General features: G+C 56.8%; 21 protein-coding genes and 1 riboswitch. Of the genes, 14 read left to right on the top strand and 7 right to left on the bottom strand.

Annotated features, from left to right (window positions below):
* Positions 1 to 20 precede the first annotated feature (20 nt).
* On the top strand, positions 21 to 1,451 hold the full coding sequence (gene hldE, locus AC2FAP_RS11500) for a bifunctional D-glycero-beta-D-manno-heptose-7-phosphate kinase/D-glycero-beta-D-manno-heptose 1-phosphate adenylyltransferase HldE (RefSeq protein ID WP_020883633.1): 1,431 nt from the start codon (positions 21 to 23) through the stop codon (positions 1,449 to 1,451).
* A 96-nt stretch (positions 1,452 to 1,547) separates the two neighbouring features.
* On the opposite strand, the gene ubiK is transcribed toward hldE, so the two are convergent.
* Positions 1,548 to 1,844, bottom strand: coding sequence for a ubiquinone biosynthesis accessory factor UbiK (ubiK, locus tag AC2FAP_RS11505; RefSeq protein WP_020883634.1), 297 nt, complete (start codon positions 1,842 to 1,844; stop codon positions 1,548 to 1,550).
* Between the two features lie 117 nt (positions 1,845 to 1,961).
* Positions 1,962 to 2,112, top strand: a riboswitch (FMN riboswitch).
* A 105-nt stretch (positions 2,113 to 2,217) separates the two neighbouring features.
* Here ubiK and ribB point away from each other — a divergent pair.
* The gene (gene ribB / locus AC2FAP_RS11510; RefSeq protein WP_014171649.1) at positions 2,218 to 2,871 is read left to right on the top strand and encodes a 3,4-dihydroxy-2-butanone-4-phosphate synthase; all 654 of its coding nucleotides are present in this window, start codon (positions 2,218 to 2,220) and stop codon (positions 2,869 to 2,871) included.
* 67 nt (positions 2,872 to 2,938) lie between these two features.
* On the opposite strand, the gene zupT is transcribed toward ribB, so the two are convergent.
* Positions 2,939 to 3,712 carry a zinc transporter ZupT gene (zupT, locus tag AC2FAP_RS11515; RefSeq protein WP_014171648.1) on the bottom strand — a complete coding sequence of 258 codons (774 nt, stop codon included), beginning with the start codon at positions 3,710 to 3,712 and terminating at the stop codon, positions 2,939 to 2,941.
* A 196-nt stretch (positions 3,713 to 3,908) separates the two neighbouring features.
* Between zupT and ygiD the strand changes: the two genes are divergently transcribed.
* Positions 3,909 to 4,697, top strand: a complete 789-nt coding sequence (ygiD, locus tag AC2FAP_RS11520) for a 4,5-DOPA-extradiol-dioxygenase (RefSeq protein ID WP_020883636.1) — start codon at positions 3,909 to 3,911, stop codon at positions 4,695 to 4,697.
* 69 nt (positions 4,698 to 4,766) lie between these two features.
* On the opposite strand, the gene AC2FAP_RS11525 is transcribed toward ygiD, so the two are convergent.
* The 3 genes from AC2FAP_RS11525 to tolC all read right to left on the bottom strand — a co-directional run bounded on the left by AC2FAP_RS11525 (position 4,767) and on the right by tolC (position 8,264).
* Positions 4,767 to 5,927 carry a glutathionylspermidine synthase family protein gene (locus AC2FAP_RS11525; protein ID WP_014171646.1) on the bottom strand — a complete coding sequence of 387 codons (1,161 nt, stop codon included), beginning with the start codon at positions 5,925 to 5,927 and terminating at the stop codon, positions 4,767 to 4,769.
* 2 nt (positions 5,928 to 5,929) lie between these two features.
* Positions 5,930 to 6,595: a DUF1190 family protein gene (locus tag AC2FAP_RS11530; RefSeq protein WP_014171645.1), complete on the bottom strand. Its 666-nt coding sequence runs from the start codon at positions 6,593 to 6,595 to the stop codon at positions 5,930 to 5,932.
* 190 nt (positions 6,596 to 6,785) lie between these two features.
* A complete protein-coding gene (tolC, locus tag AC2FAP_RS11535; protein WP_020883637.1) occupies positions 6,786 to 8,264 on the bottom strand; it encodes an outer membrane channel protein TolC in 1,479 nt (492 codons plus the stop codon).
* 204 nt (positions 8,265 to 8,468) lie between these two features.
* On the opposite strand from tolC, the gene nudF reads away from it, so the two are divergent.
* From nudF to parE, 5 genes are read left to right on the top strand one after another with little or no spacing between them, the layout of a single operon-like run.
* A complete protein-coding gene (gene nudF, locus AC2FAP_RS11540) occupies positions 8,469 to 9,101 on the top strand; it encodes an ADP-ribose diphosphatase (RefSeq protein WP_014171643.1) in 633 nt (210 codons plus the stop codon).
* The gene (locus AC2FAP_RS11545) at positions 9,098 to 9,520 is read left to right on the top strand and encodes a DUF1249 family protein (protein ID WP_014833293.1); all 423 of its coding nucleotides are present in this window, start codon (positions 9,098 to 9,100) and stop codon (positions 9,518 to 9,520) included. Before nudF ends, AC2FAP_RS11545 begins: the two co-directional genes overlap by 4 nt.
* Positions 9,521 to 9,547: 27 nt before the next feature.
* A complete protein-coding gene (gene cpdA, locus AC2FAP_RS11550; RefSeq protein WP_014171641.1) occupies positions 9,548 to 10,375 on the top strand; it encodes a 3',5'-cyclic-AMP phosphodiesterase in 828 nt (275 codons plus the stop codon).
* Positions 10,375 to 10,956, top strand: a complete 582-nt coding sequence (yqiA, locus tag AC2FAP_RS11555; protein ID WP_025203008.1) for an esterase YqiA — start codon at positions 10,375 to 10,377, stop codon at positions 10,954 to 10,956. Before cpdA ends, yqiA begins: the two co-directional genes overlap by 1 nt.
* A gap of 28 nt (positions 10,957 to 10,984) precedes the next feature.
* Positions 10,985 to 12,877 carry a DNA topoisomerase IV subunit B gene (parE, locus tag AC2FAP_RS11560; RefSeq protein WP_020883640.1) on the top strand — a complete coding sequence of 631 codons (1,893 nt, stop codon included), beginning with the start codon at positions 10,985 to 10,987 and terminating at the stop codon, positions 12,875 to 12,877.
* An 83-nt stretch (positions 12,878 to 12,960) separates the two neighbouring features.
* Here parE and AC2FAP_RS11565 read toward each other — a convergent pair whose 3' ends face one another.
* Positions 12,961 to 15,102: a TonB-dependent siderophore receptor gene (locus AC2FAP_RS11565; protein ID WP_047355865.1), complete on the bottom strand. Its 2,142-nt coding sequence runs from the start codon at positions 15,100 to 15,102 to the stop codon at positions 12,961 to 12,963.
* A gap of 384 nt (positions 15,103 to 15,486) precedes the next feature.
* Here AC2FAP_RS11565 and AC2FAP_RS11570 point away from each other — a divergent pair, with 384 nt between their 5' ends.
* Genes AC2FAP_RS11570 through AC2FAP_RS11590 form a run of 5 tightly spaced genes read left to right on the top strand, consistent with a single transcriptional unit; the run spans position 15,487 to position 20,160 of the window.
* Positions 15,487 to 16,299, top strand: a complete 813-nt coding sequence (locus AC2FAP_RS11570) for an ABC transporter ATP-binding protein (protein ID WP_014171637.1) — start codon at positions 15,487 to 15,489, stop codon at positions 16,297 to 16,299.
* The gene (locus AC2FAP_RS11575; protein WP_449541324.1) at positions 16,296 to 17,279 is read left to right on the top strand and encodes a FecCD family ABC transporter permease; all 984 of its coding nucleotides are present in this window, start codon (positions 16,296 to 16,298) and stop codon (positions 17,277 to 17,279) included. The genes AC2FAP_RS11570 and AC2FAP_RS11575 overlap by 4 nt, the downstream gene beginning before the upstream one ends.
* A complete protein-coding gene (locus AC2FAP_RS11580; RefSeq protein ID WP_020883644.1) occupies positions 17,276 to 18,316 on the top strand; it encodes a FecCD family ABC transporter permease in 1,041 nt (346 codons plus the stop codon). The genes AC2FAP_RS11575 and AC2FAP_RS11580 overlap by 4 nt, the downstream gene beginning before the upstream one ends.
* Before the next feature lie 9 nt (positions 18,317 to 18,325).
* Positions 18,326 to 19,276: an iron-siderophore ABC transporter substrate-binding protein gene (locus tag AC2FAP_RS11585; protein WP_485452940.1), complete on the top strand. Its 951-nt coding sequence runs from the start codon at positions 18,326 to 18,328 to the stop codon at positions 19,274 to 19,276.
* Positions 19,273 to 20,160, top strand: a complete 888-nt coding sequence (locus tag AC2FAP_RS11590; protein ID WP_014171632.1) for a MurR/RpiR family transcriptional regulator — start codon at positions 19,273 to 19,275, stop codon at positions 20,158 to 20,160. The genes AC2FAP_RS11585 and AC2FAP_RS11590 overlap by 4 nt, the downstream gene beginning before the upstream one ends.
* A 5-nt stretch (positions 20,161 to 20,165) precedes the next feature.
* Here AC2FAP_RS11590 and AC2FAP_RS11595 read toward each other — a convergent pair whose 3' ends face one another.
* Positions 20,166 to 21,005, bottom strand: coding sequence for an AraC family transcriptional regulator (locus AC2FAP_RS11595; RefSeq protein ID WP_063214076.1), 840 nt, complete (start codon positions 21,003 to 21,005; stop codon positions 20,166 to 20,168).
* 166 nt (positions 21,006 to 21,171) lie between these two features.
* Here AC2FAP_RS11595 and AC2FAP_RS11600 point away from each other — a divergent pair, with 166 nt between their 5' ends.
* On the top strand, positions 21,172 to 22,986 hold the full coding sequence (locus AC2FAP_RS11600) for a DUF2264 domain-containing protein (RefSeq protein ID WP_449541323.1): 1,815 nt from the start codon (positions 21,172 to 21,174) through the stop codon (positions 22,984 to 22,986).
* Positions 22,987 to 22,990 lie beyond the last annotated feature (4 nt).

Raw genomic sequence — 22,990 nt, forward strand, 5'->3', positions numbered from 1 at the left:
GAATCTTTCTGGAGTCAGGAATGAAAGTAACACTGCCAGAGTTTGAACGTGCTGGAGTTATGGTTGTCGGGGATGTCATGCTGGATCGCTACTGGTACGGGCCGACCAGCCGCATCTCTCCGGAAGCACCGGTACCGGTAGTTAAGGTCGACACCATTGAAGAGCGTCCTGGCGGCGCGGCAAACGTGGCGATGAACATTGCCTCTCTGGGCGCGCAGTCGCGTCTGGTTGGCTTAACCGGCATTGACGATGCGGCGCGTGCGCTGAGCAAGTCGCTGGCGGACGTGAATGTGAAGTGCGACTTCGTTTCGGTTCCGACACACCCGACGATCACCAAACTGCGCGTTCTGTCGCGTAACCAGCAGCTGATCCGCCTCGACTTCGAGGAAGGCTTTGAGGGCGTTGATCCTGAGCCGCTGCACGAGCGCATTAACCAGGCGCTGAGCACTATCGGCGCGCTGGTGCTGTCCGACTACGCCAAAGGTGCGCTGGCAAGCGTACAGCAGATGATTCAGCTCGCGCGTAAAGCCAATGTGCCCGTGCTGATCGACCCGAAAGGTACTGACTTTGAGCGCTATCGCGGCGCAACGCTGCTGACGCCAAACCTCTCTGAGTTTGAAGCGGTGGCGGGCAAATGTAAGACGGAAGAAGAGCTCGTTGAGCGCGGCATGAAGATCATTGCTGACTTCGAACTCTCCGCGCTGCTGGTGACCCGCTCCGAGCAGGGGATGACGCTGCTGCAGCCTGGCAAAGCGCCGCTGCATATGCCGACCCAGGCGCAGGAAGTGTATGACGTGACCGGTGCCGGCGACACGGTCATTGGCGTTCTGGCGGCGACGCTGGCGGCAGGGAACTCTCTGGAAGAAGCGTGCTACTTCGCTAATGCGGCAGCAGGCGTGGTCGTCGGCAAGCTGGGGACTTCCACCGTTTCGCCGATCGAACTGGAAAACGCGGTGCGCGGTCGTGCCGATACCGGTTTTGGCGTGATGAGCGAAGATGAGCTGAAAGTGGCCGTTGCCGCCGCCCGTAAACGCGGTGAAAAAGTGGTGATGACCAACGGCGTGTTCGACATCCTGCATGCCGGTCATGTCTCTTATCTGGCCAATGCGCGTAAGCTGGGCGACCGTCTGATTGTGGCGGTGAACAGCGATGCGTCGACGAAACGTCTTAAAGGTGAAACGCGTCCGGTGAACCCGCTGGAGCAGCGCATGATCGTGCTGGGTGCACTGGAAGCGGTGGACTGGGTGGTGTCGTTTGAAGAAGATACCCCGCAGCGCCTGATTGCCGGTATTTTGCCGGATCTGCTGGTGAAAGGCGGCGATTACAAACCGGATCAAATCGCAGGCAGCGAAGAGGTCTGGGCTAATGGCGGTGAAGTGATGGTGCTCAACTTTGAGGATGGGTGCTCAACCACCAACATCATCAAGAAGATCCAGAAAGACAGCAAATAAAGTCAGCCAATAAAAAACGGGCCATCTGGCCCGTTTTTTTTCACCCTCTCTTTGCAGGAGAGGGTATCTTCGCAAACAGCCCGTTATACGTGGCTATTATTCTGCTTCATCAACCGGTGGAATGGCCGGTGCCGGTTTTACTTCCGCTGGCGTATTGCGGTTTTCCAGCTCGTTCAGACGCTGCTCCAGCAGGGCCAGCTTCTCGCGGGTACGCAGCAGAACCTGCGTCTGCACGTCAAACTCTTCGCGGCTGACTAAATCAAGGCGAACCAACTGCGCCTGCAGCGTCTGGCGGATTTTCTTCTCTACGTCATCCCCAAACTCACGAATACCTTTTGGCATAGACTCATGAACCTGGCGCGCAATTTGCTCAATTTTCTTCGGGTCAATCATTGTGGCTTCCCTTGATAAGACGGTGTTAATGAACATTGTAGCGCGTCATGCCCCAGGATAAAGGAGATTTTATGTCTGCGCATTGCCCAGGGTAATCAATCGCGTTATAGTTATCTCGCTTATTCTCAGGGCGGGGCGAAATTCCCCACCGGCGGTAAATCAGCGTAACGCTGAAAGCCCGCGAGCGCTTTGGGTCACCACTCAAAGGACAGCAGATCCGGTGTAATTCCGGGGCCGACGGTTAGAGTCCGGATGGGAGAGAGTAACGATCAAGTCGGGCCTGGCCCGCTCACGTTATCTTTTTGCCGCTTATACGGCGCTCCTAAGACTGCCCTGATTCTGGTAACCATAATGTTAATGAGGTTTTTTTACCATGAATCAGACGCTACTTTCCTCTTTTGGCACTTCTATTGAACGTGTTGAACATGCACTGGATGCACTGCGCGAAGGCCGCGGCGTGATGGTGCTTGACGATGAAAACCGTGAAAATGAAGGCGACATGATTTTCGCCGCCGAAAACATGACCGTTGAGCAGATGGCGCTGACCATCCGTCACGGTAGCGGCATCGTGTGCCTGTGTATCAACGAAGACCGTCGTAAGCAGCTCGACCTGCCCATGATGGTTGAAAATAACACCAGCGCCTTTGGAACCGGTTTTACCGTGACCATCGAAGCGGCACATGGCGTGACCACCGGCGTGTCGGCGGCTGACCGTCTGACCACCGTACGTGCCGCGATTGCCGATGATGCGAAGCCATCAGACCTGCATCGTCCAGGCCACGTCTTCCCGTTGCGTGCGCAGGCCGGCGGTGTATTGACCCGTGGCGGTCACACCGAAGCGACCATTGACCTCGTGACCCTGGCAGGCTTTAAACCTGCGGGCGTACTGTGTGAACTCACCAACGACGATGGCACCATGGCGCGTGCGCCGGAGTGCATCACCTTTGCCCGTCTGCATAATATGCCCGTGGTGACGATTGAAGATCTGGTGGAGTATCGCCAGGCGCACGCGCGCAAAGCCAGCTGAAAGGGCTGATGTGAAAAAGCCGGGGAAACCCGGCTTTTTTGTTGTGAGACGTTAATGCGCTATTGTCTTAGCCGATCCCTGCTGTTTGCAGCAGCACCAGGCTCAAGCCCATCACCGACATACCGCACAGCACGCCATAGCTTGGGTTATTATTCGGATCGATCTCTTTCGCCAGCGGCATCAGCTCATCCACGGAGAGCGCCACCATTATCCCGGCCACGGCGGCCATGATAGCGGCCATCACCACAGGCGAGACCAGACTGCCCAGAATCAACCACGCCAGCACGCCGCCGAGAATTTCGGCCATCCCCGAGATCCCCGCCCAGAAGACCGCAGTCCGTTTCGAGCCCGTGGCGGCATAAACCGGCCCGGCCACTGCCAGTCCTTCAGGAATATTGTGCAAGGCTACCGCCAGGGCGATACCAAAGCCCATCTCCAGATTGCTGCTGGCGGTGACATAGGTTGCCACGCCTTCCGGGAAGTTGTGCAGGCTTATGCCGAGCGTTAACAGAATGGCCGTGCGCTTAATATTGCGCGGCATCGGGGTCACACTTTTTTGCATTAAATCCTGCGGATGCGCGTGCGGCAGCATGCGGTCGAGGGCAAAGTAGCCAAGCAGGCCGAATACAAACATGCCATACCCCAGCACCGGAGACATGCCTTCGGTGCCCAGTGCGGCAGGGAGCATCTCCATCAAAGAGATGAGCAGCATGATCCCGGCAGCAAAGCCCAATGAGAAGGCCAGCACGCGGTTAGACGGCTTTTGACCAAGCACACCGAGAATGGCACCGATGAACGTTGCGGCGCCCGCCAGTATAGTCAGGATCAAGGGGACTGACATGCATTGCTCCTTATGATAATGATTATCATTAATATTAATGGTTCATTTCGGTCAAAGCGAGAGGCGAAACCCTGCTTTACACATTCCTTACATTCAAATTTCCTGATGATGATCTTCACGCTTATCAGCGTTCATCCGGGCGAGATTGCGCGTAATGTAGAACCATTAAATTGACACCTTCTGTAAGGATATCACCATGACTTCTTCCCGTATGCCAGCACTGTTTTTAGGCCACGGTAGCCCAATGAACGTTCTGGAAGACAACGTCTATACCCGAGTATGGCGTCATCTGGGCGAGACGCTACCGCGTCCGAAAGCGATTGTGGTGGTGTCTGCGCACTGGTTTACCCGGGGCACGGGCGTGACCGCAATGGAAACGCCAAAAACCATTCATGATTTCGGCGGCTTCCCGCAGGCGTTGTACGACACGCACTATCCGGCACCCGGCTCGCCAGCGCTGGCCCGACAGCTGGTGGAATTACTCGCGCCTGTGCCTGTGGCGCTGGATAACGAAGCCTGGGGCTTTGACCATGGCTCGTGGGGCGTACTGATAAAGATGTATCCCGAGGCGGACATCCCAATGGTGCAGTTGAGTATCGACAGCACTAAACCTGCGGCCTGGCACCTGGAGATGGGGCGAAAACTGGCGACCTTACGCGACGAGGGCATCATGCTGATCGCAAGCGGCAACGTGGTACATAACCTGCGTACAGCGCGCTGGCACGGTGAGAACACGCCATATCCGTGGGCGACGTCTTTTAACGATTACGTGAAAGCGAATCTGACCTGGCAAGGGCCGGTTGAGGAGCATCCGCTGGTGAACTATCTGGATCACGAAGGCGGTTCACTCTCTAACCCGACGCCGGAACACTTCCTGCCGTTGCTGTATGTATTGGGCGCGTGGGATGGTCAGGAGCCGATCAGCATACCGGTCGATGGTATTGAGATGGGAAGCTTAAGTATGTTGTCGGTGCAGATTGGATAACGTATGTGTGCCTTTCCCAAAGAGAAAGGGCCGGGGTGAGGGCTTCCGCTCGCACCCCGGCACACCCGATCACTCGACGAAAATGTGCGGATAGAACCGTGACAGATCCTGCGTGATCAGCGCGCGATCTTCGCGGATGCCAATCCCGGCTGGCTGATCGTTGATGAGCCAGCTGCCAATCAGGGTATAGCTGTCACCAAACTTCGGCAGTTGATAAAACGCCTGGACGATCATTCCTTCCTCGCCGTAAGGCCCTTCAACGGCTTCCAGCGTTTTGCCATTTTCAATAATCGACACGTTCGCCCCTTCGCGGGAGAAGATCGGTTTAACGACGTATTTCTCCATCGGCGGGTGATCGTCTTCCGCAAAGTAAGCCGGCAGCAGGTTCGGATGGTTCGGGAACATCTCCCACAGCATCGGCAGCAGGGCTTTGTTGGAGATAATGCTCTTCCACGCCGGCTCCAGCCAGCGCACGCCGGCGTCTTCCAGCTTGGTGGAGAACATTTCACGCAGCATGTATTCCCACGGGTAGAGCTTGAACAGGTTGCTTATCACCTGATCCTGCAGGTCAGTAAACTGACCCTTCTCACCCAGGCCGATATCTTCGATATAGAGAAACTCGGTCGCCACTTCAGCTTCGGCCGCGCAGTCCTGCAGATATTGCACCGTGCCACGGTCTTCTTCCGTGTCGCGGCAGCAGGCAAGGTGCAGCAGATTAAAACCATGCTGTTCGCGCAGTTCGGCGAAACGCTCAATCAGCTTTTCCTGCAGGCTGTTGAACTGGTCGCTGCCTTGCGGCAGGTTGCCGGCATTGGCCTGGTCTTCCAGCCAGATCCACTGGAAGAACGCCGCTTCGTACAGCGAGGTTGGCGTATCAGCATTGTTTTCCAGAAGTTTAGGATCGCCCACGCCGTCCCACGCCAGATCGAGACGTGAGTAAAGCGAAGGCTGGTGGGTTTTCCACGACTGGCGGACGAAACTCCAGGTGTGCTTCGGAATGCGGAACTTCGCCATCAGCGCGTCGCTGTCGATGACTTTATCCACCACCTTCAGGCACATCTGGTGCAGCTCGGCGGTCACCTCTTCCAGTTTCTCAACCTGGGCAAGCGTGAGCTTGTAGTAAGCGTCTTCACACCAGTATGGCTCGCCGTACATGGTGTGGAAGTTAAAACCGTATTCGGTCGCTTTTTCGCGCCAGTCCGGGCGCTCGGTGATACTGACTCGTTCCATGATCAGCCGCCCATTGAGCGAGTGGACGTGCCTGACGCGCTACGCTGCATGCTGGTCTGTTTCGCCACAGACTCACCGAACCCGCCACGGGTAATGGTGCTGGTGGTCGCAGGTTTCGGAGCCATCGCCGTTTTCGGTACGGTTACGGAGCGGCCAGGGGTGGCTGCGCCATAGCCTTTGCCGCTGGCATCGGTATATTGACCATAAGCCGGGCTGGCCGGGTTTTTCGAGCTAAACAGCGGCTGCTGCTGGTAACCCGCACCACCACTCATCAGGCGGCCCATCATGTAACCTGCCATCAGCGGCATCCAGAAACTGCCGCTGGACTGGGCCTGTGCCTGGTTTTCAGGGGCTGTGCCTGCCTGAGCCGGTGCCTGCTGACACTGACCTTCACCGAACTCTGCCACGCAGTCTTCACGTGAAGCATATTTCGGCGCAGTACGTTCCGCCTCTTTCAGGGCGTTGGTATATGCCGTTTTACACTCTGCGGCGTTGCCGGTTGCAGCAGAACAGTCGTCCGCGTTTTGATAAAGCGAAACTGTTTCATCGCTTTTCTCACAGCCTGCCAGCATAAAGACTGCCGTGACGGCCAGCGCAACAGGGGTGAGATGACGCGCGTTCCAGCTTTTGCGGAACGAAGCGTGATTGATAGATTTTGTCCGTTTCATCGTTGTCTTCCTGGACCCAGTGGTAATAACGCTCAGGATAGAGGATGAGTGGTTGAAAATGAAGCGATGATGGCCGGAATGAGGGGGATCTTTACGTTGGCTTACGTTCAGGTGTGATTTGCGTACGCCCTCTCCCGAAAGGAGAGGGGTATAGCGAAGGCATCAGGCCGCAATGGGCCCGATGACATGCTTAATTGCGGAACGGATTGTTACCGCTGCTGGCGGGGGCAGTCGTACGTGCGGCAGCTGGCTGCGCGGCAGGTGCAGCACCGTTACCGTTGAAGTTATCAACGGCGGCAACCTGCTCAGGGTTCTCTGGCGCAACATTTTCCGGAGAAGTAGAGACAGGTTTACCCAGGGTGCTGTTCAGCATCTGCAGATCCTGCTCGTTCAACGTACCCAGCGCCTGTTTGATGTTCAGCTGGTTAATCAGGTACTGATAACGTGCGCTGGAAAGCTGCTGTTTCGCGTTGTACAGCGTGGTCGTTGCGTCCAGGACGTCAACGATGGTACGCGTACCCACGGAGTAACCCGCTTCCATGGCATCAAGAGAGCTCTGTGCAGACACAACGGCCTGTTTATAGGCGTTGATGCTGCTGATAGAGGCATTCACGTTGTTGAAGGACGAACGAACGGTCTGTACCACGTTGCGGTGGGCACTTTCCAGCTGTTCGCTCGCGCCAACAAAGTTGTACTGCGCCTGTTTCACCTGAGAGGTCACCTGGCCGCCCTGGTACAGTGGCAGCGAGAAGTTCAGACCCACTTTGTTCTGACCCATGTTGCTGTCGTCGTACTGGGAGGTGTTCGTTTTAGATCCGCTGTAAGTGGTATCAGACACGCCGGTAGACGCGCTCAGGCTCAGGGTCGGCAGGTGGCCGTCCTGTGCCTGACGGATTTGCTCGCGGGCCAGGTCCTGGCTCAGACGCGCCTGCAGTAACGTCAGGTTGCGGTTTTCCGCTTCTTTCAGCAGGGCGTTAACGGCCTGCGGTTTATCCGTTTTGAAGCTGTCGACGTTCAGAGACGCCAGCTCAGGGTAGTAATTCCCGGTAACCTGACGCAGGGATTCCAGCGCGTTATCGAGGTTGTTACGTGCGGTCACTTCGTTGGCCAGGACGCTATCGTATTGTGAACGGGCGTTCTGAACGTCAGTGATTGCCACCAGACCCACATTGAAACGCTGGGTGGTTTGATCTAACTGGCGGTAAATCGCCTGTTTCTGCGCTTCGGTGTAGGAGAGCGAGTCAATTGCGCTCAGCACGTTGAAGTATGCGGTGGCGGTGTTCAGGATCAGCGTCTGCTGATCGGTCTGATACGTCACATCCTGGATGCCCGCGCTCTTTTCCTGCAGGGTCAGGGCACGCCATTTGGACATATCAAACAGCGTCTGTGTTAATTGCAGTGAGGCGCTGGTAGCATTGGAGTTAACGCCATTGGCGTCGCGGAAGCCGTTGCTGTAGGTATAATCTGCACCTAAACCTAACTGTGGCAGCAATGGGCTACGCGCTTCGTTAATCTTTTCAAACGCAGCATCACGATCGGCCGCTGATTTACGTAAATCAGGGTTGCCCAGACGTGCCTGCTGGTAGACCTGTAACAGGTTTTCCGCCTGGCTCATTGCACTGAAGCCCGTCAGGCTCAGGCCGATAAGGATGGGGAGCAATTTCTTCATTTGCATTCCTTGTTGTGAAGCAGTATTAGCGCTGATCTAATTAAAAAATAATTGCCGATTCTAACAGAATCTTCCATACCAAAAGGTTGGCGTTACGTGCCATCTGGCGGTAATTTGCACCAATCTACCATATAGCCTTACAAACGGCAGCCAAACAGCCTTGAAATTCATAATTTCATCACCATTGCTACCAGGACTCGACTCATGCAAAAACCAGAAAACTTGCCCGTGACATTCGCGAAAAACGATGTAGAAATTATTGCACGAGAAACGCTTTATAGCGGTTTTTTTTCAATGGAACTTTACCGTTTCAGGCATCGCCTGTTTAACGGCGAAATGAGCGGTGAAATCAGACGCGAAATTTTTGAGCGCGGGCATGCGGCAGTCTTGCTACCCTTTGACCCAGTGCGTGATGAAGTCGTGCTGGTGGAGCAGATCCGCATTGCCGCGTATGACGTCAGCGCCAGCCCCTGGCTGCTGGAGATGGTGGCCGGCATGATTGAAGAGGGCGAATCGGTCGAAGACGTTGCCCGCCGCGAGGCGCTGGAAGAGGCGGGGCTGGTGGTTGGCCGGACAAAACCGGTGCTGAGTTATCTGGCAAGCCCAGGCGGCACCAGCGAGCGCTTGTCCATTATGGTGGGCGAAGTGGACGCCACGACGGCGGAAGGGATCCACGGTCTGGCAGATGAAAACGAAGATATTCGGGTTCATGTGGTGAGTCGGGAGCAGGCTTATCAGTGGGTAGAAGAGGGGAAAATCGACAACGCAGCGTCTGTCATCGCTCTGCAATGGCTGCAACTGCATTATCAGACTTTACGAAACGAGTGGAAAAAATGAAGCGTTATACACCTGACTTCCCAGAAATGATGCGCCTGTGCGAAACCAATTTCGCACAATTGCGCCGCCTGCTGCCGAAAAACGACGCACCCGGCGAAACGGTGAGCTATCAGGTGAGCAACGCGCAGTATCGATTAACGATAACAGAATCAACGCGCTACACTACGCTTGTCGAAATTGAACAAACGGCGCCCAGCATTAGCTACTGGAGCCTGCCGTCGATGACGGTGCGCCTTTACCATGACGCGATGGTCGCTGAAGTGTGTTCAAGCCAGCAGATCTTTCGCTTCAAAGCGCGGTATGATTATCCGAATAAAAAGTTGCATCAACGCGACGAAAAGCATCAAATTAACCAGTTTTTAGCCGACTGGCTAAGATATTGTTTAGCACATGGAGCAATGGCGATTCCGGTTTGTTAGCGTCATAAACCTACCTAAGGACACCATTTGGAAAGCCTGTTGAACCTGACTGTTGCTGGTGGGGCACCAGTCAGGATATTACAAATCACCGATACCCACCTTTTTGCCGAAAAGCATGAAACTCTGCTTGGGGTGAATACCTGGGAGAGCTATCAGGCGGTACTTAGCGCCATACACGCTGAAAATCGCCCATGCGATCTGATTGTCGCGACGGGCGATCTGGCGCAGGACCAATCCTCCGCGGCCTACCAGCATTTCGCTGAAGGCATCGCGAGTTTTAGCGTGCCTTGCGTCTGGCTACCGGGAAACCACGATTTCCAGCCTGCCATGTACAGCTCGCTGCAGGATGCGGGGATCTCTCCGGCAAAATGTGTTTTTGTGGGTGACCACTGGCAGATCCTGCTGCTGGACAGCCAGGTCTTTGGCGTCCCACACGGTGAGTTAAGCGACTTTCAACTCGACTGGCTTGAGACCAAACTGTCTGCCGAACCTGAACGTCATACGCTGCTGTTGCTGCATCATCATCCTTTGCCGGCGGGCTGTAGCTGGCTTGATCAACACAGCCTGCGCAACTCTGCCGCGCTGGACAGAGTGCTGGCGAAATTCCCGCGGGTGCAGAATCTCCTGTGCGGACACATTCATCAGGAACAGGATCTCGACTGGAATGGCCGCCGACTGCTGGCCACGCCCTCGACCTGCGTTCAGTTCAAGCCGCATTGCGCAAACTTTACCCTGGACACCATCGCACCGGGCTGGCGCTGGCTCGAACTGCATCCCGATGGCCTGCTCACCACGGAAGTCTGCCGTTTAACCGGCGCAAAATTCCGCCCGGACACCGCTTCAGAAGGCTATTGATGTCTACGCTCCTCTATCTGCACGGATTCAACAGTTCGCCGCGCTCTGCGAAAGCGACGCAGTTTCGCCAGTGGCTGAGCGAACATCACCCGCACGTTGAGATGATTATCCCTCAACTGCCGCCTTACCCGGCGGAAGCCGCAGAAATGCTGGAATCGGTAGTGATGGAACACGGCGGCGAATCGTTCGGCGTGGTCGGTTCTTCGCTGGGCGGATATTACGCCACCTGGCTCTCGCAATGTTTTATGCTGCCTGCGGTGGTGGTTAACCCGGCGGTTCGGCCATTTGAGCTGCTGCGGGACTTTCTCGGGCAAAACGAGAACCCCTACACCGGCCAACAATATGTGCTAGAGTCACGCCATATTTACGATCTCAAAGTTATGCAGGTAGACCCGCTTGAAGCGCCCGATCTTATCTGGTTGCTGCAACAGACGGGTGATGAAGTGCTGGATTACCGCCAGGCAGTGGCGTATTACGCATCCTGCCGCCAGACTATAGAAGAAGGCGGAAACCATGCTTTCACGGGCTTTGAGAATCATTTCACCCAGATTGTCGATTTTCTTGGACTGCACAGCCACTGACAATCAATGCGAACTGCTAGTTTAAATCATGACGCAAACCTATAACGCTGATGCCATTGAGGTACTCACCGGGCTTGAGCCGGTTCGCCGCCGCCCTGGGATGTACACCGATACGACACGCCCAAACCATCTGGGCCAGGAAGTTATTGATAACAGTGTGGATGAAGCGTTGGCTGGCCATGCCAAACGCGTTGACGTCATCCTCCATGCCGATCAGTCGCTGGAAGTCATCGACGACGGACGCGGCATGCCGGTGGATATCCACCCGGAAGAGGGGGTGCCAGCCGTTGAGCTGATCCTCTGTCGTCTTCATGCGGGCGGTAAGTTCTCCAACAAAAACTACCAGTTCTCGGGTGGTTTGCACGGCGTGGGGATCTCCGTGGTTAACGCCCTGTCCAGACGCGTGGAAGTCAATGTCCGCCGCGACGGTCAGGTGTATAACATCGCCTTTGAAAACGGCGAGAAGGTGCAGGATCTGCAGGTCGTCGGCACGTGCGGCAAGCGCAATACCGGGACCAGCGTCCACTTCTGGCCTGACGAAAGCTTCTTTGACAGTCCTCGTTTCTCTGTTTCACGCCTGACGCACCTGCTGAAAGCCAAAGCGGTACTGTGCCCTGGCGTGGAAATTACCTTTAAAGATAACGTCAACAACACCGAACAGACCTGGCGCTATGAAGACGGTCTAAACGACTATCTGTGCGAAGCCGTTAACGGCCTGCCAACCCTGCCGGAAAAACCGTTTGTCGGTAATTTCACCGGTGATACGGAAGCGGTGGACTGGGCGCTGTTGTGGCTGCCGGAAGGCGGCGAGCTGCTGACCGAAAGCTACGTCAACCTGATCCCGACCATGCTTGGCGGTACGCACGTCAACGGTCTGCGTCAGGGGCTGCTGGATGCAATGCGCGAGTTCTGCGAATACCGCAACATTCTGCCCCGCGGCGTGAAGCTGTCGGCGGAAGATATCTGGGATCGCTGCGCCTACGTCCTGTCGGTGAAGATGCAGGATCCGCAGTTCGCCGGTCAGACCAAAGAACGTTTGTCCTCACGTCAGTGTGCGGCGTTCGTCTCCGGCGTGGTCAAAGATGCTTTCACCCTGTGGCTGAACCAGAACGTGCAGGCCGCCGAGATGCTGGCAGAAATGGCCATTTCCAGCGCCCAGCGACGCCTGCGTGCTGCCAAGAAGGTGGTACGTAAAAAACTGACCAGTGGCCCGGCGCTTCCGGGCAAGCTGGCGGACTGTACTGCGCAGGATCTGAACCGCACCGAACTGTTCCTCGTGGAAGGGGACTCGGCAGGAGGCTCTGCCAAGCAGGCGCGCGATCGTGAATATCAGGCGATCATGCCGCTCAAGGGTAAGATCCTGAACACCTGGGAAGTGTCGTCGGATGAAGTGCTGGCCTCGCAGGAAGTGCATGATATCTCCGTTGCGATCGGCATCGATCCGGACAGCGACGATCTGAGCCAGCTGCGCTACGGTAAGATCTGTATCCTCGCGGATGCGGACTCCGATGGTCTGCACATCGCTACGCTGCTGTGCGCGCTGTTTGTGAAGCACTTCAGGACGCTGGTGAAAAACGGTCACGTCCACGTGGCGCTGCCGCCGCTCTACCGTATCGACCTCGGCAAAGAGGTCTACTACGCGCTGACGGAAGAGGAAAAAGCGGGCGTACTGGAACAGCTCAAGCGTAAGAAGGGCAAACCGAACGTGCAGCGCTTTAAAGGGCTGGGCGAGATGAACCCGATGCAGTTGCGCGAAACCACGCTGGATCCAAACACCCGCCGCCTGGTGCAATTGACCATCAGCGACGAAGACGAACAGCAAACCAACGCCATGATGGATATGCTGCTTGCTAAGAAGCGTTCGGAAGACCGACGCAACTGGCTGCAGGAAAAAGGCGATATGGCGGATATTGAGGCCTGATGCCCTCTCTTTACTCCTCTCCCACCGGGAGAGGGGATGGAACGAAGGCCCGGTAGGCGCTAGCGCCACCGGGCTTTTTTACATCAAAATTCCATCTTCACCGTAAACTGCACTTCACGTGGATCGCCTGGCTGGTTGCCGAGGTTATTGGTCGCAATCGACGAGGTGTAGTAGGTCTTATCAAACAGGTTCTTCACGTTGACCTGCAGCGTCACCGGATACTGTAGCTTCATTTTATAGGCCGCAAAGGCATCAGCAACAACGTACCCTGGCAAATAATAATCCGCACCGTTGGTCGCGGAGCGACGGCTCACGCCGTGTCCACCGCCGCCGATTGTCAGGGTATTCCCGCCGATGACGTTGTGAATATCGTACGTCAGGAACAGCGAACCGGTATGGCGCGGCACGTTTGGTAGCGGTTTGCCGGCGTAATCCGGGTCTTCCAGCACTTTCGCATCGGTGTAGCCATAGCTGGCAATAATATTGGTGTTCTCGGTCAGAGAGCCAGCCAGATCCACTTCCACGCCCTGCGAGCGCACGCGGCCAGCGGTTTTAGCAATGTTTTCACCCGCCACGCTTTCGGTGTACAGCACGTTGCGCTTGTGGATATCAAACAACGCGATGTTGGCGGTAATGCCGTTGAACAGGTCAAATTTAGCGCCGACTTCGTAGGCATTGGACGTTTCTGGCGGCAGGTCGCCAATGTAGCTCGCGATGGACGATTGCGGCATAAACGTCTGGGCGTAGTTCGCAAACAGCGAGACGGATGGCGTGAGCTTGTAGACCAGCCCCAGCTTTGGCGTCCACTGCTCGTCGCGGCTGTCGGTATTGACGTTGAACGGCCGGCCCTTGCCCGCGTACTGGGTGTAGTACTGATAACGCAGCCCGGCGACGGCAATCCATTTATCCGTCAGGTACAGGGCGTCCTGAGCATAAGCGGAGTAACTCTCCTGTTTGAGCGTCTGATCGCTGTCCGCGGCGGAAACGGTCGTACACTTGCTCAGATTGCCGTAAGACGGATGGTAAATATTGAAATCTTTTACATTCTTACAGCGAATCATATCCGTGCGCAGCAGGTCGTAATTCTCATACGACACGCCGGTCAGGATCTCATTGTAAAATCCCGCGATATCCACGTTCCCCTGCAGGTCTGCACGGGTGGAATGCATGCGCTGCGTTGATCCTTGCGTCGCATCGACACGACGGGTCAGGTTGCCGGTTTTCGCGTCATAGGCCATCACCCGCGCCTGGTTATCGCTGTATTTATCCTGGCTGTAGCTGTAATCGAACTTCGCCGTCCACTGGCTGTTAAGGCGGTATTCCGCGTTGAGCTGCGCCAGATCGGACTGGCCATCGGTAATGTTGAACGGCTCGTCAAACCGGGTTTTACGGTCAACATTCACCGGCTGTTTGGTCGTGAGATCGAAGATCGTGCCGCGATCGAACGGCGTCTTATAATCACGATGTGAATAGAGCACGGTCACGGTGGCGTCATCGCCAAACCAGGTCAGCGAGGGCGCGATAAAGGTGCTGCGCGCCTTGCCGAAACTTCGCCAGTAATCTTCGTCCTGGTACTCGCCCGTCAGGCGGTAAGCCAGGCGCGTTCCTTCAATGGGACCCGTGACATCGAGCTGGCCGGTACCGCCGCCAAAACTTGAGGAGGTGCCCGAGATCGAACCGCCAAACTGTTTTTCCGGACGTCGGGTGACCACATTGATAAGCCCTCCCGGATCGAGGATGCCGTACAGCGTTGAGGCCGGTCCCTTGAGGACTTCCACACGCTCGGTGGCCGCGTTAAAGCTGCGCGGCAGCACGGTGCGCAGGCCGTTGGTCATGATTGAACCGTCGCGGTTCGCGCCAAATCCACGGCGTACAAACGCATCCTGCGTGCCGCCCAGCGTGTTGGTCTGCACCACGTTACTGACGTTATAGAGGGCTTCATCCAGCGTGGTAGCGTGCTGATCTTCCAGCACTTTATCGCTGACAGTATTTACCACCTGCGGGATATCCAGCATCGGCATGTTGGTCAGCGTGGCGGTGGAGGTGTTCAGCGGCTGATAGCCGTTGGTGGCATCGGCCACGGCATTAGGATCGGCGGTGACGGTAAGCGTTTCGCCGTCCTGAGCCGCGGTGTTGTCTGCTGCCTGCACCAGCGGCGCCATAAACAGCAGTGAAAAGAGCGCGCGCCCTTTTACCCCAGAGAGTGAAGGAGTGAACGTAGCCATTACATCTGTTTTCCCGAAATATCCCGCGAATGAAGCGTCACGGAAGAATGTGTGAGTCATTGCCCTTTACGGTCTGCTCGTTAGCCATCGCTGGCATCGAACATGTAATTGAGAATCATTCAATCATGCGCTGATGTAGTAGTAAATGGAAAAAAGCAAAAATCGACTACAGCGGTACTTCCCCTCTGATGCTTAGCGGGGTAAGTAATTAACCTGTTGAAAATAAATTACTTAATGTGTTTAGCGGTTTTCCTGTTCCTGCACGATAACCCTGGGGTTTTAAGGGTGTTTCTTCTCTTGACTACTACATGGCGCAGCGGCAAACTCTCAAAAGAGAATGAGTTTTATTTTTATTTGTTAGTTTTTTATTAAGTTGGCGTTCACGTGGCTCACAACACGAATAAGTCAGGGCTGGTTCTTGAGAACCTCTCTGCTGGCTATCAGAAAAAAATCATCGTCGATGAGATCTCGCTTGCGATCCCCCCACAGAAAATAACCGTTCTGGTGGGCGCGAACGGCTGTGGAAAATCCACGCTACTGAGCACGATCGCACGTCTGCTGCAACCGCTCGGGGGAGCTGCGCTGCTGGATGGCAAAGCCATTCATCAACAGCCAACCAAAGCAGTCGCCCGTCAGCTGGGCATTCTGCCGCAGTCACCGCTGTTGCCGGAAGGGTTAACCGTGTTTGAACTGGTTTCGCGCGGGCGTTTCCCCTGGCAAAATTTTATGCGCCAGTGGAGTGACGAAGACGAGCAGGCCGTGGAAGAGGCACTGCGCCTGACCGGTACGGCGGAGTTTGCCCATTTGCCGGTGGAAAGCCTTTCCGGCGGCCAGCGTCAGCGCTGCTGGATTGCGATGGCGCTGGCGCAGCAAACGCCCTATATCCTGCTCGACGAGCCGACAACGTTTCTTGACCTCCGCTATCAGGTGGAAATCCTTGAACTGCTGCATACGCTGACCCGCCAGCACGGGCGCACCGTCGTGGTGGTGCTGCACGATCTTAACTTCGCGGTGAACTACGGTGATTCCCTGGTCTTTTTACGCCAGGGGAAAGTAGAGGGCGTGCTTCACGAGGGCGATACCTGTACGCCGGAACTGATCAAAGCGGTGTTTGAGGTTGACGTACATATGTCAGTTAATCCGCTCACCGGCAAACCGTTCTTCATGCCGTTTCGCCAGGTCGCAGAAAAATCATGATGCGAACGTCACTGGCTTTTCTGCTCTTTGCGCTGCTGCTGGTGATGGGCGCAATTGTACACCTGGGCACGGGCGCGCGCGTTATTTCTCCCCTGACGGTCGTGCAGGCTTTTGTCGATTTCGACCCGCGCAATTTCGACCATAACATCATTATCAGGCTGCGCCTGTTACGCCTCCTTGCGGCCATGCTGACCGGCGCTGCACTTGGCGTGGCAGGCGTCTTGCTGCAGTCCGTTATCCGTAACCCGCTGGGCGAGCCGCATATTCTGGGGCTGAATGCCGGCGCCGCGCTGGCCGTCGTGCTGACAAGCGCACTTGGGTTCACCCTGCCGTTTGGTCGCCCGTTGATTGCCGCCACCGGCGCCGCCGCACTGTTTCTGCTGGTACTGATGCTCTCCTCTTCGGGACGCACCGGGTTGACGCCGATGAAAGTCACCTTGTGCGGGGTGGCGATGTCGGCGTTCGCCTCCTCGATTACCGCCACGGTTCTGATCCTTGATGAGCAGACGCTTCTCGCCTTACGCACCTGGCTGGCGGGGGATTTGGCCGGGATAACAGAAGGAACGCTTCGCAGCGCTTCGTGGGCCGCTGGCGCGGGTTTCGCTCTTGCGCTCTGGTTGTCGCCGTCACTCAATATGCTGGCACTGGGGGACCGGATGGCCCAGGGGCTTGGCGTATCGCTTCTCAGGACGCGCCTGTTCGCGCTGCTTTCAATTGCGCTGCTGTGTGGCGCGGCAGTCTCCGTTGCCGGGCCGATTGGTTTTATTGGCCTCGTGGTGCCACAGCTGATACGGCGTCTGGTGACGGTGGATCTGCGCGTGATGGTGCCGCTTTCAGCCCTGTGTGGAGGGTTGATTTTGCTGCTGGCGGATCTCGCCGCCCGCACGCTGTTTACCCCTTATGAACTGGCGACCGGCATTATGACCGCGCTGGTCGGTGCTCCCGTCTTTATCTTTATGGCCTCGAGGGCGTTCAAATGAGCCGGGCCGGACTGCGCGCGTTGCGTATTGGCACCTTTTCAACGCTGGTACGCCCGAGGGCGCTGGCCTGCCTTGCGCTGATTTCGCTCGCGGCCTTTATCCTGCTCGGGTTTGGCCTGACGCACGGCTCGCTGCCGATCCCGACGTCGGCCATCGGACGGGCGCTGTTGTATCCGCAAAATCTGGAGGCGGATACGCGCTACATCGTGATGGATATTCGTCTGCCGCGTCTGCTGATGGCGGTGTTATGCGGTGCCATGCTCGGTATGGCGGGGGCAGCGATGCAGTCTGTCACCCGTAATGGCCTTGCCGACCCGGGGCTTATCGGCGTGAAAGAGGGATGTAGCGCGGCGGTGCTGGTGCTGATTTTTCAGTTCCCGGCGCTCAGCCTGGCCTGGCGACCGCTGGCGGGAATGGCGGGGGGCATACTCACCGCGCTGCTGGTGGTGGCGCTGGCGCGCGATATTTCGCGGCCGCGATTTATCCTGACGGGGATCGGTGTTTCTTGGGCATTTGCCGCGGCAATGGGGGTCTTTATGACCACCGCCGACGTGCGTGACGTGCAGACGGCGATGCTGTGGCTGGCGGGAAGCCTGCATGCAGCAAACTGGACGCTGGTGGGCATTGCGGCAGCCTGGACGCTGCCGGCATTTGCGCTATTGCTGTTGACCGCGCGCGCCGCAGACGTGGCCCTGATGGGCAACCCCACCGCAACGGGGCTTGGCGTACACACCTCGCGTCTGGCGCTGCTGCGCGTGCTTGCCCCGGTGGTGCTGACTGCGGCCTGCGTCTCCTGCGTGGGCAGTATCGGTTTTGTGGGACTGATTGCGCCACATATGGCACGCCTGCTGCTGCGCGGCGGACAAACCGCGCTGCTGACGGGAAGTGCCGTGCTGGGTGCGCTGCTGGTTCTGCTGGCAGATAACGTCGGACGTCTGGCTTTCCTGCCGCTGCAGCTGCCGGCAGGCGTAGTCATTTCATTGATTGGCGGACCGTTTTTCCTGCTGCTGCTCTGGCAGCGACGGGACAGATTTTAGGGGATGGTGATGCGTATACTTTTTTCGATGTTGTTGCTGGTGGGGTTTACCGTGAGTGCGGCGGAGCCGACGCAGACGTTTACCGACGATCTGAACCGCAAGGTGACTGTGCCCCTTCACCCAAAGCGGATTGTCTCGCTGCACGATCTGGATATCACCATTCCGCTGATTGAGCTCGGCGTGCCGCCAGTGGCAAGCCACGGGCGCACGCGGCCGGACGGTAGCCATTTTCTGCGCGCCAGCGGCATGCTGACGGGCGTTGATTTTGATAACGCCGACATCAAATTTATCGGCTCCGCGGATATCGACATCGAGGCCATCGCCGCTGCAAAGCCGGATCTGATCATCACCGAACCGACCCGTAACACGTCGGTTGAACAGCTGGAGAAAATTGCCCCGACGGTGAGTATCGATCATCTCGATGGCGGCGCGCCGGAGATCTACCGCAAGCTGGCACAGCTCACGGGCACCGAAGCCCGGTTGAAAATCCTTGAACGTCGCTATCAGGAGCAGATTAACGCTCTGAAAGCGACCATCGACACCCGCAACATCACCGTGTCGGTGATACAGGCCAACCAGGGCAAAATCAGCGCCATGCACAGCTACCACTCGCTGGGGCGCGTGCTGCGTGACGCAGGATTCACATTCCCGCCGCTGATTGAGTCCATCCCTGACGGCGGTCGAATTGACGTCAACGCCGAGCGTCTGCCCGAGCTGGATGCAGATTTTGTCTTTGCCACCTGGCGCGGGGATACCGGCGGCAAACCGCAGGATGAGCTGGCAGCGATGGATGCCGTGATGCCTGGCTGGTGTCAGTTCCTCAATGCCTGTCGCACCGGCCACTACGTACTGATCTCCCGTGAAGAGGCCATCTCGAACTCCTTTGCCTCCTTAGGCCTGATGGCCGCCCAGGTGCAGTCGCAGATTGCCGGTCGACCGCTGCCGGAGGCGTCACAGTGATCAGAAAAGACAAAGCCCGGGTTGATGTCTATGGCGACCGCTTTCGCTCGCGGGGGCACCAGCTCACGCCGCGCCTGCTGCAGGTTGCGCGTTACATCAATGAAAACCGCGAAGCGGTGATGGAGCAGACGGCGATGGAGATTGCCGCGTTGCTGAAAACCTCGGACGCTACGGTGGTACGCGCCATTCAGGCTCTTGGCTTTGCCGGGCTGCGTGATCTGAAGCAGACTCTGGAGCAGTGGTTTGGGCCGGTGGTCTCCTCCAGCGAAAAAATGTCCACCACGGTGAATACGCTCACCAGCGACGTGAACGCGAGCATCGATTTTGTGCTGGAAGGGCATCAGCATACCTGTGATGTGCTATCCGAGCCGCACAACCGCTACGCAATGGCGCAGGCGGTGTCGTTGCTGGCGCAGGCACGTCAGGTCGCGATCTTTGGGATTGGGGCTTCCGGCATTCTGGCCGAGTACACTTCCCGGCTGTTCAGCCGTATCGGCCTGCCCGCTATTGCGCTCAACCGCACCGGCATTGGTCTGGCAGAGCAACTGATAGCCTTACAGCGCGGCGACGTGCTGGTGATGATGGCGCAAAAATCGGCCCACCGGGAAGGACAAACCACGCTGCGTGAAGCGAAACGGCTGGGTATTCCCACGATATTGCTGACCAATGCTACGGACTCGCGCTTCAGCAAAGAGGCCAGCGTGGTGATCCACGTTCCGCGCGGCGGTGAAAAGGGCAAAATTCCGCTCCACGGCACGGTACTGCTGTGTCTGGAGATGATTATTTTATCTGTAGCGTCAACGGAGCCCCAGCGCACCATCAGGTCGATGAAGCGCATTAACGAATTTCATCGCGGGTTAAAACCGGGCAAGAAGAGCGGGTGAGGGGTTCACGCCGCGCCATGATTTTTCCGGTACTGCAGCGGCGTCTCACCAATTCCTTTTTTAAAGGCGCTGATAAACCACGTCACGTCGGAAAATCCCACCCGCGCGGCAATCTCACGCACGCTGGCATCACTGTGCAGCAGGTACTCGCAGGCTTTTCGCAGCCGTAGCGTATTCAGATAGTCGTGGATCTTCTCGCCTGTTTCCGCATGGAATTTTCGCGATACATAGCTGCGTGATTTTCCCAGCTCAGCCGCCAGCGCATCCAGGCGAAATTTCTCCCGATAGTGCTCATCGAGCCAGTACATCACCTGGCTTGCCACCCCCTGACTGCTCCCCGGGGCACCGTCGTTATCATCCGGCAGCATGGCAAACAGGCTAATCAACAGCCCGGCAATGTTTTCGCTGTTCAGCGGCGGCTGATAACAGCCAAGAAGATAATCGATATGCTTCTGGCAATGCGCCAGGTCAGCGACCCAGGCCTCGCCGCCACGACGAGACAGCTTCTGTAGACGCTGCTGAGCCTGCGGAAAATCACGCAGGGTTTTCAGTACGGCATGCTGGTCGAGATGAATAATGGTGCGCCTGTAAAGGGCTTCTGCCTTCTCGTCCACCATCACCTTATGCAGGGTAAACGGTGGGAAGAAAAACAGCCGCCCGGGTCGCATGGTGTAATGACGGTTATCGACAATCGCCACGCCAAAGCCTTCTTCCACATAGAGAATTTCCAGACACTGATGCCAGTGGTGATAGCGCACCGTATTGGCGAACAGGCGGCTAAACGACACCACGGTGTCATTTAAGGTAATCAGCTCCAGATGATCGGATGTTGGCGTGTCGCGCATAGTGCAATAAAACTCAACTTTTTCCCGTCAGAATCTCTTTATAAACCACCTTTTTAAATTTTCTTAACTGTGGGTTTATTCATCGCTCTTAGCTGTGACATGGCTAACATTTCTGCCCCGTGCGGATTCACTATGCTTTGCCGCAGTTGATTACGAGGGTGAGCGTATGTGGGCGGCAAACAAAGAAAAATCAAATCCGTTGTCTTCACGCCAGGATATCGTGGCGTCACTGAATACTCTGTTGAGTGCGCTGGATAAGGCGTTTGCGCCGGGCAGTTCACGATTTTCGCTGGGTGAAACCTGTGCGCACTACAGCACGGATATCGCGCAGATGGAGGGACTCTCACGTGCGTTATGGGGGCTGTTTCCGCTGCTGGCATCCGGCGATGCCAGCCCCTTTTGCGAAAAATACCTTACCGCGATCAAACTCGGCACCGATCCGCACAGTGACGGTTACTGGGGCGAAACCGGACCCTACGATCAGCGTCTGGTTGAGATGGCGGCCTACGGTCTGGGGCTTGCCCTGCTGGGGGATAAACTCACCACGCACTTCACCGGGCGCGAGGTCATAAACCTGCACGCATGGCTCAACCAGATCGTCCATGCGCAAATGCCGGACAGCAACTGGAACTACTTTGCCATTATGGTGCAGCTCGGTTTTAAGCGCGCCGGGCTGCCGTATGACCAGACGGCGATTGACCGACGGTTTGCGATGATGGAGGCCTATTACCTGGGCGATGGCTGGTATTCCGACGGGCCGGGGCGGCCGAAAGACTATTACATCTCGATGGCATTCCATTTCTACGGCCTGATTTACGCCACCCTGAGCGGTGACGAGGAGAGGGCGCAGGTGCTGCGAGCGCGTTCGCGCCTGTTCGCCGAAGATTTTATCTACTGGTCAGCCGCCGACGGTGCCTCGGTACCGTTTGGTCGCAGCCTGACCTATCGCTTTGCAATGGTCGCCTTCTGGAGTGCGGTCGCCTTTTCCGGTCTGGAGGTGTTCACCCCGGGGATTGTGAAGGGCATCGTGCTGCGCCATCTGCGCTGGTGGCAGCAACAGCCCATCACCGATCGGGACGGCATTCTGACCCTCGGTTTTGCTTACCCGAACCTGGCGATGTGTGAGGACTATAACGCCCCCGGCTCGCCATACTGGGCGCTGAAAACCTACCTGATTCTGGCGATGCCGGAGGACCATCCGTTCTGGCAGGCTGAAGAGCAGCCGCTGCCCGCGCTTGCGGAAAAACGCGTCATCCCGCACGCGCAGCAGATCCTGATGCATGCCGGTCAGTCGCAGCATGTCACTATGCTTACCGCCGGGCAGCTTGAGCTGAATAACTACGTGAATACGGAAGCCAAATACACCAAATTTGCCTACTCCAGCCGCTTTGGTTTCACGATTGAGCGCGGACGGTTTGGCCTGAAACATGCCGCCTGCGACTCCATGCTGCTGCTGGCAGACGGGGATAACTATTTCCGCGGGCGCCGCGAGTGTGAAGCGGTGCGGGTCACTGAAGATTATCTCTACTCACGCTGGTCTCCGTGGCATGACGTTCATATCGAAACCTGGCAAGTGCCGTTTGGTGAGTGGCACCTGCGCCTGCACCGTATCAACAGCGCCCGTCGACTGAATACGGCGGAGGGCGGTTTTGCGGTGATGAACACCGAACCGCAGATCCGTGAGAACGGATGCTGGCTTGTCGCCGGTAATGGCACCAGCGTGCTGGTCGATCTCTCTCCGGTGATTAACCGTGAACCGGACAGCATCATCACACCGCCGAACAGCAGCATCATGTTCCCGGAATGCGCTGCCATTCCGCTGTTGAAAACCACGCTTGCGCAGGGGGAGAGCTGGCTCTGTTGTGCCGCCGTCGCCGGCGAAAGCCAGCCGGTTATGGCAGTCCCACAACTGAATATTAGCGAGAACCGGGTTGTTATCCGCGAGCCCGGCGGTGAGCGACAGCTGTCGTTCTCATTATAAAAAC

This window comes from Enterobacter cloacae complex sp. 394I7 (assembly GCF_057320345.1).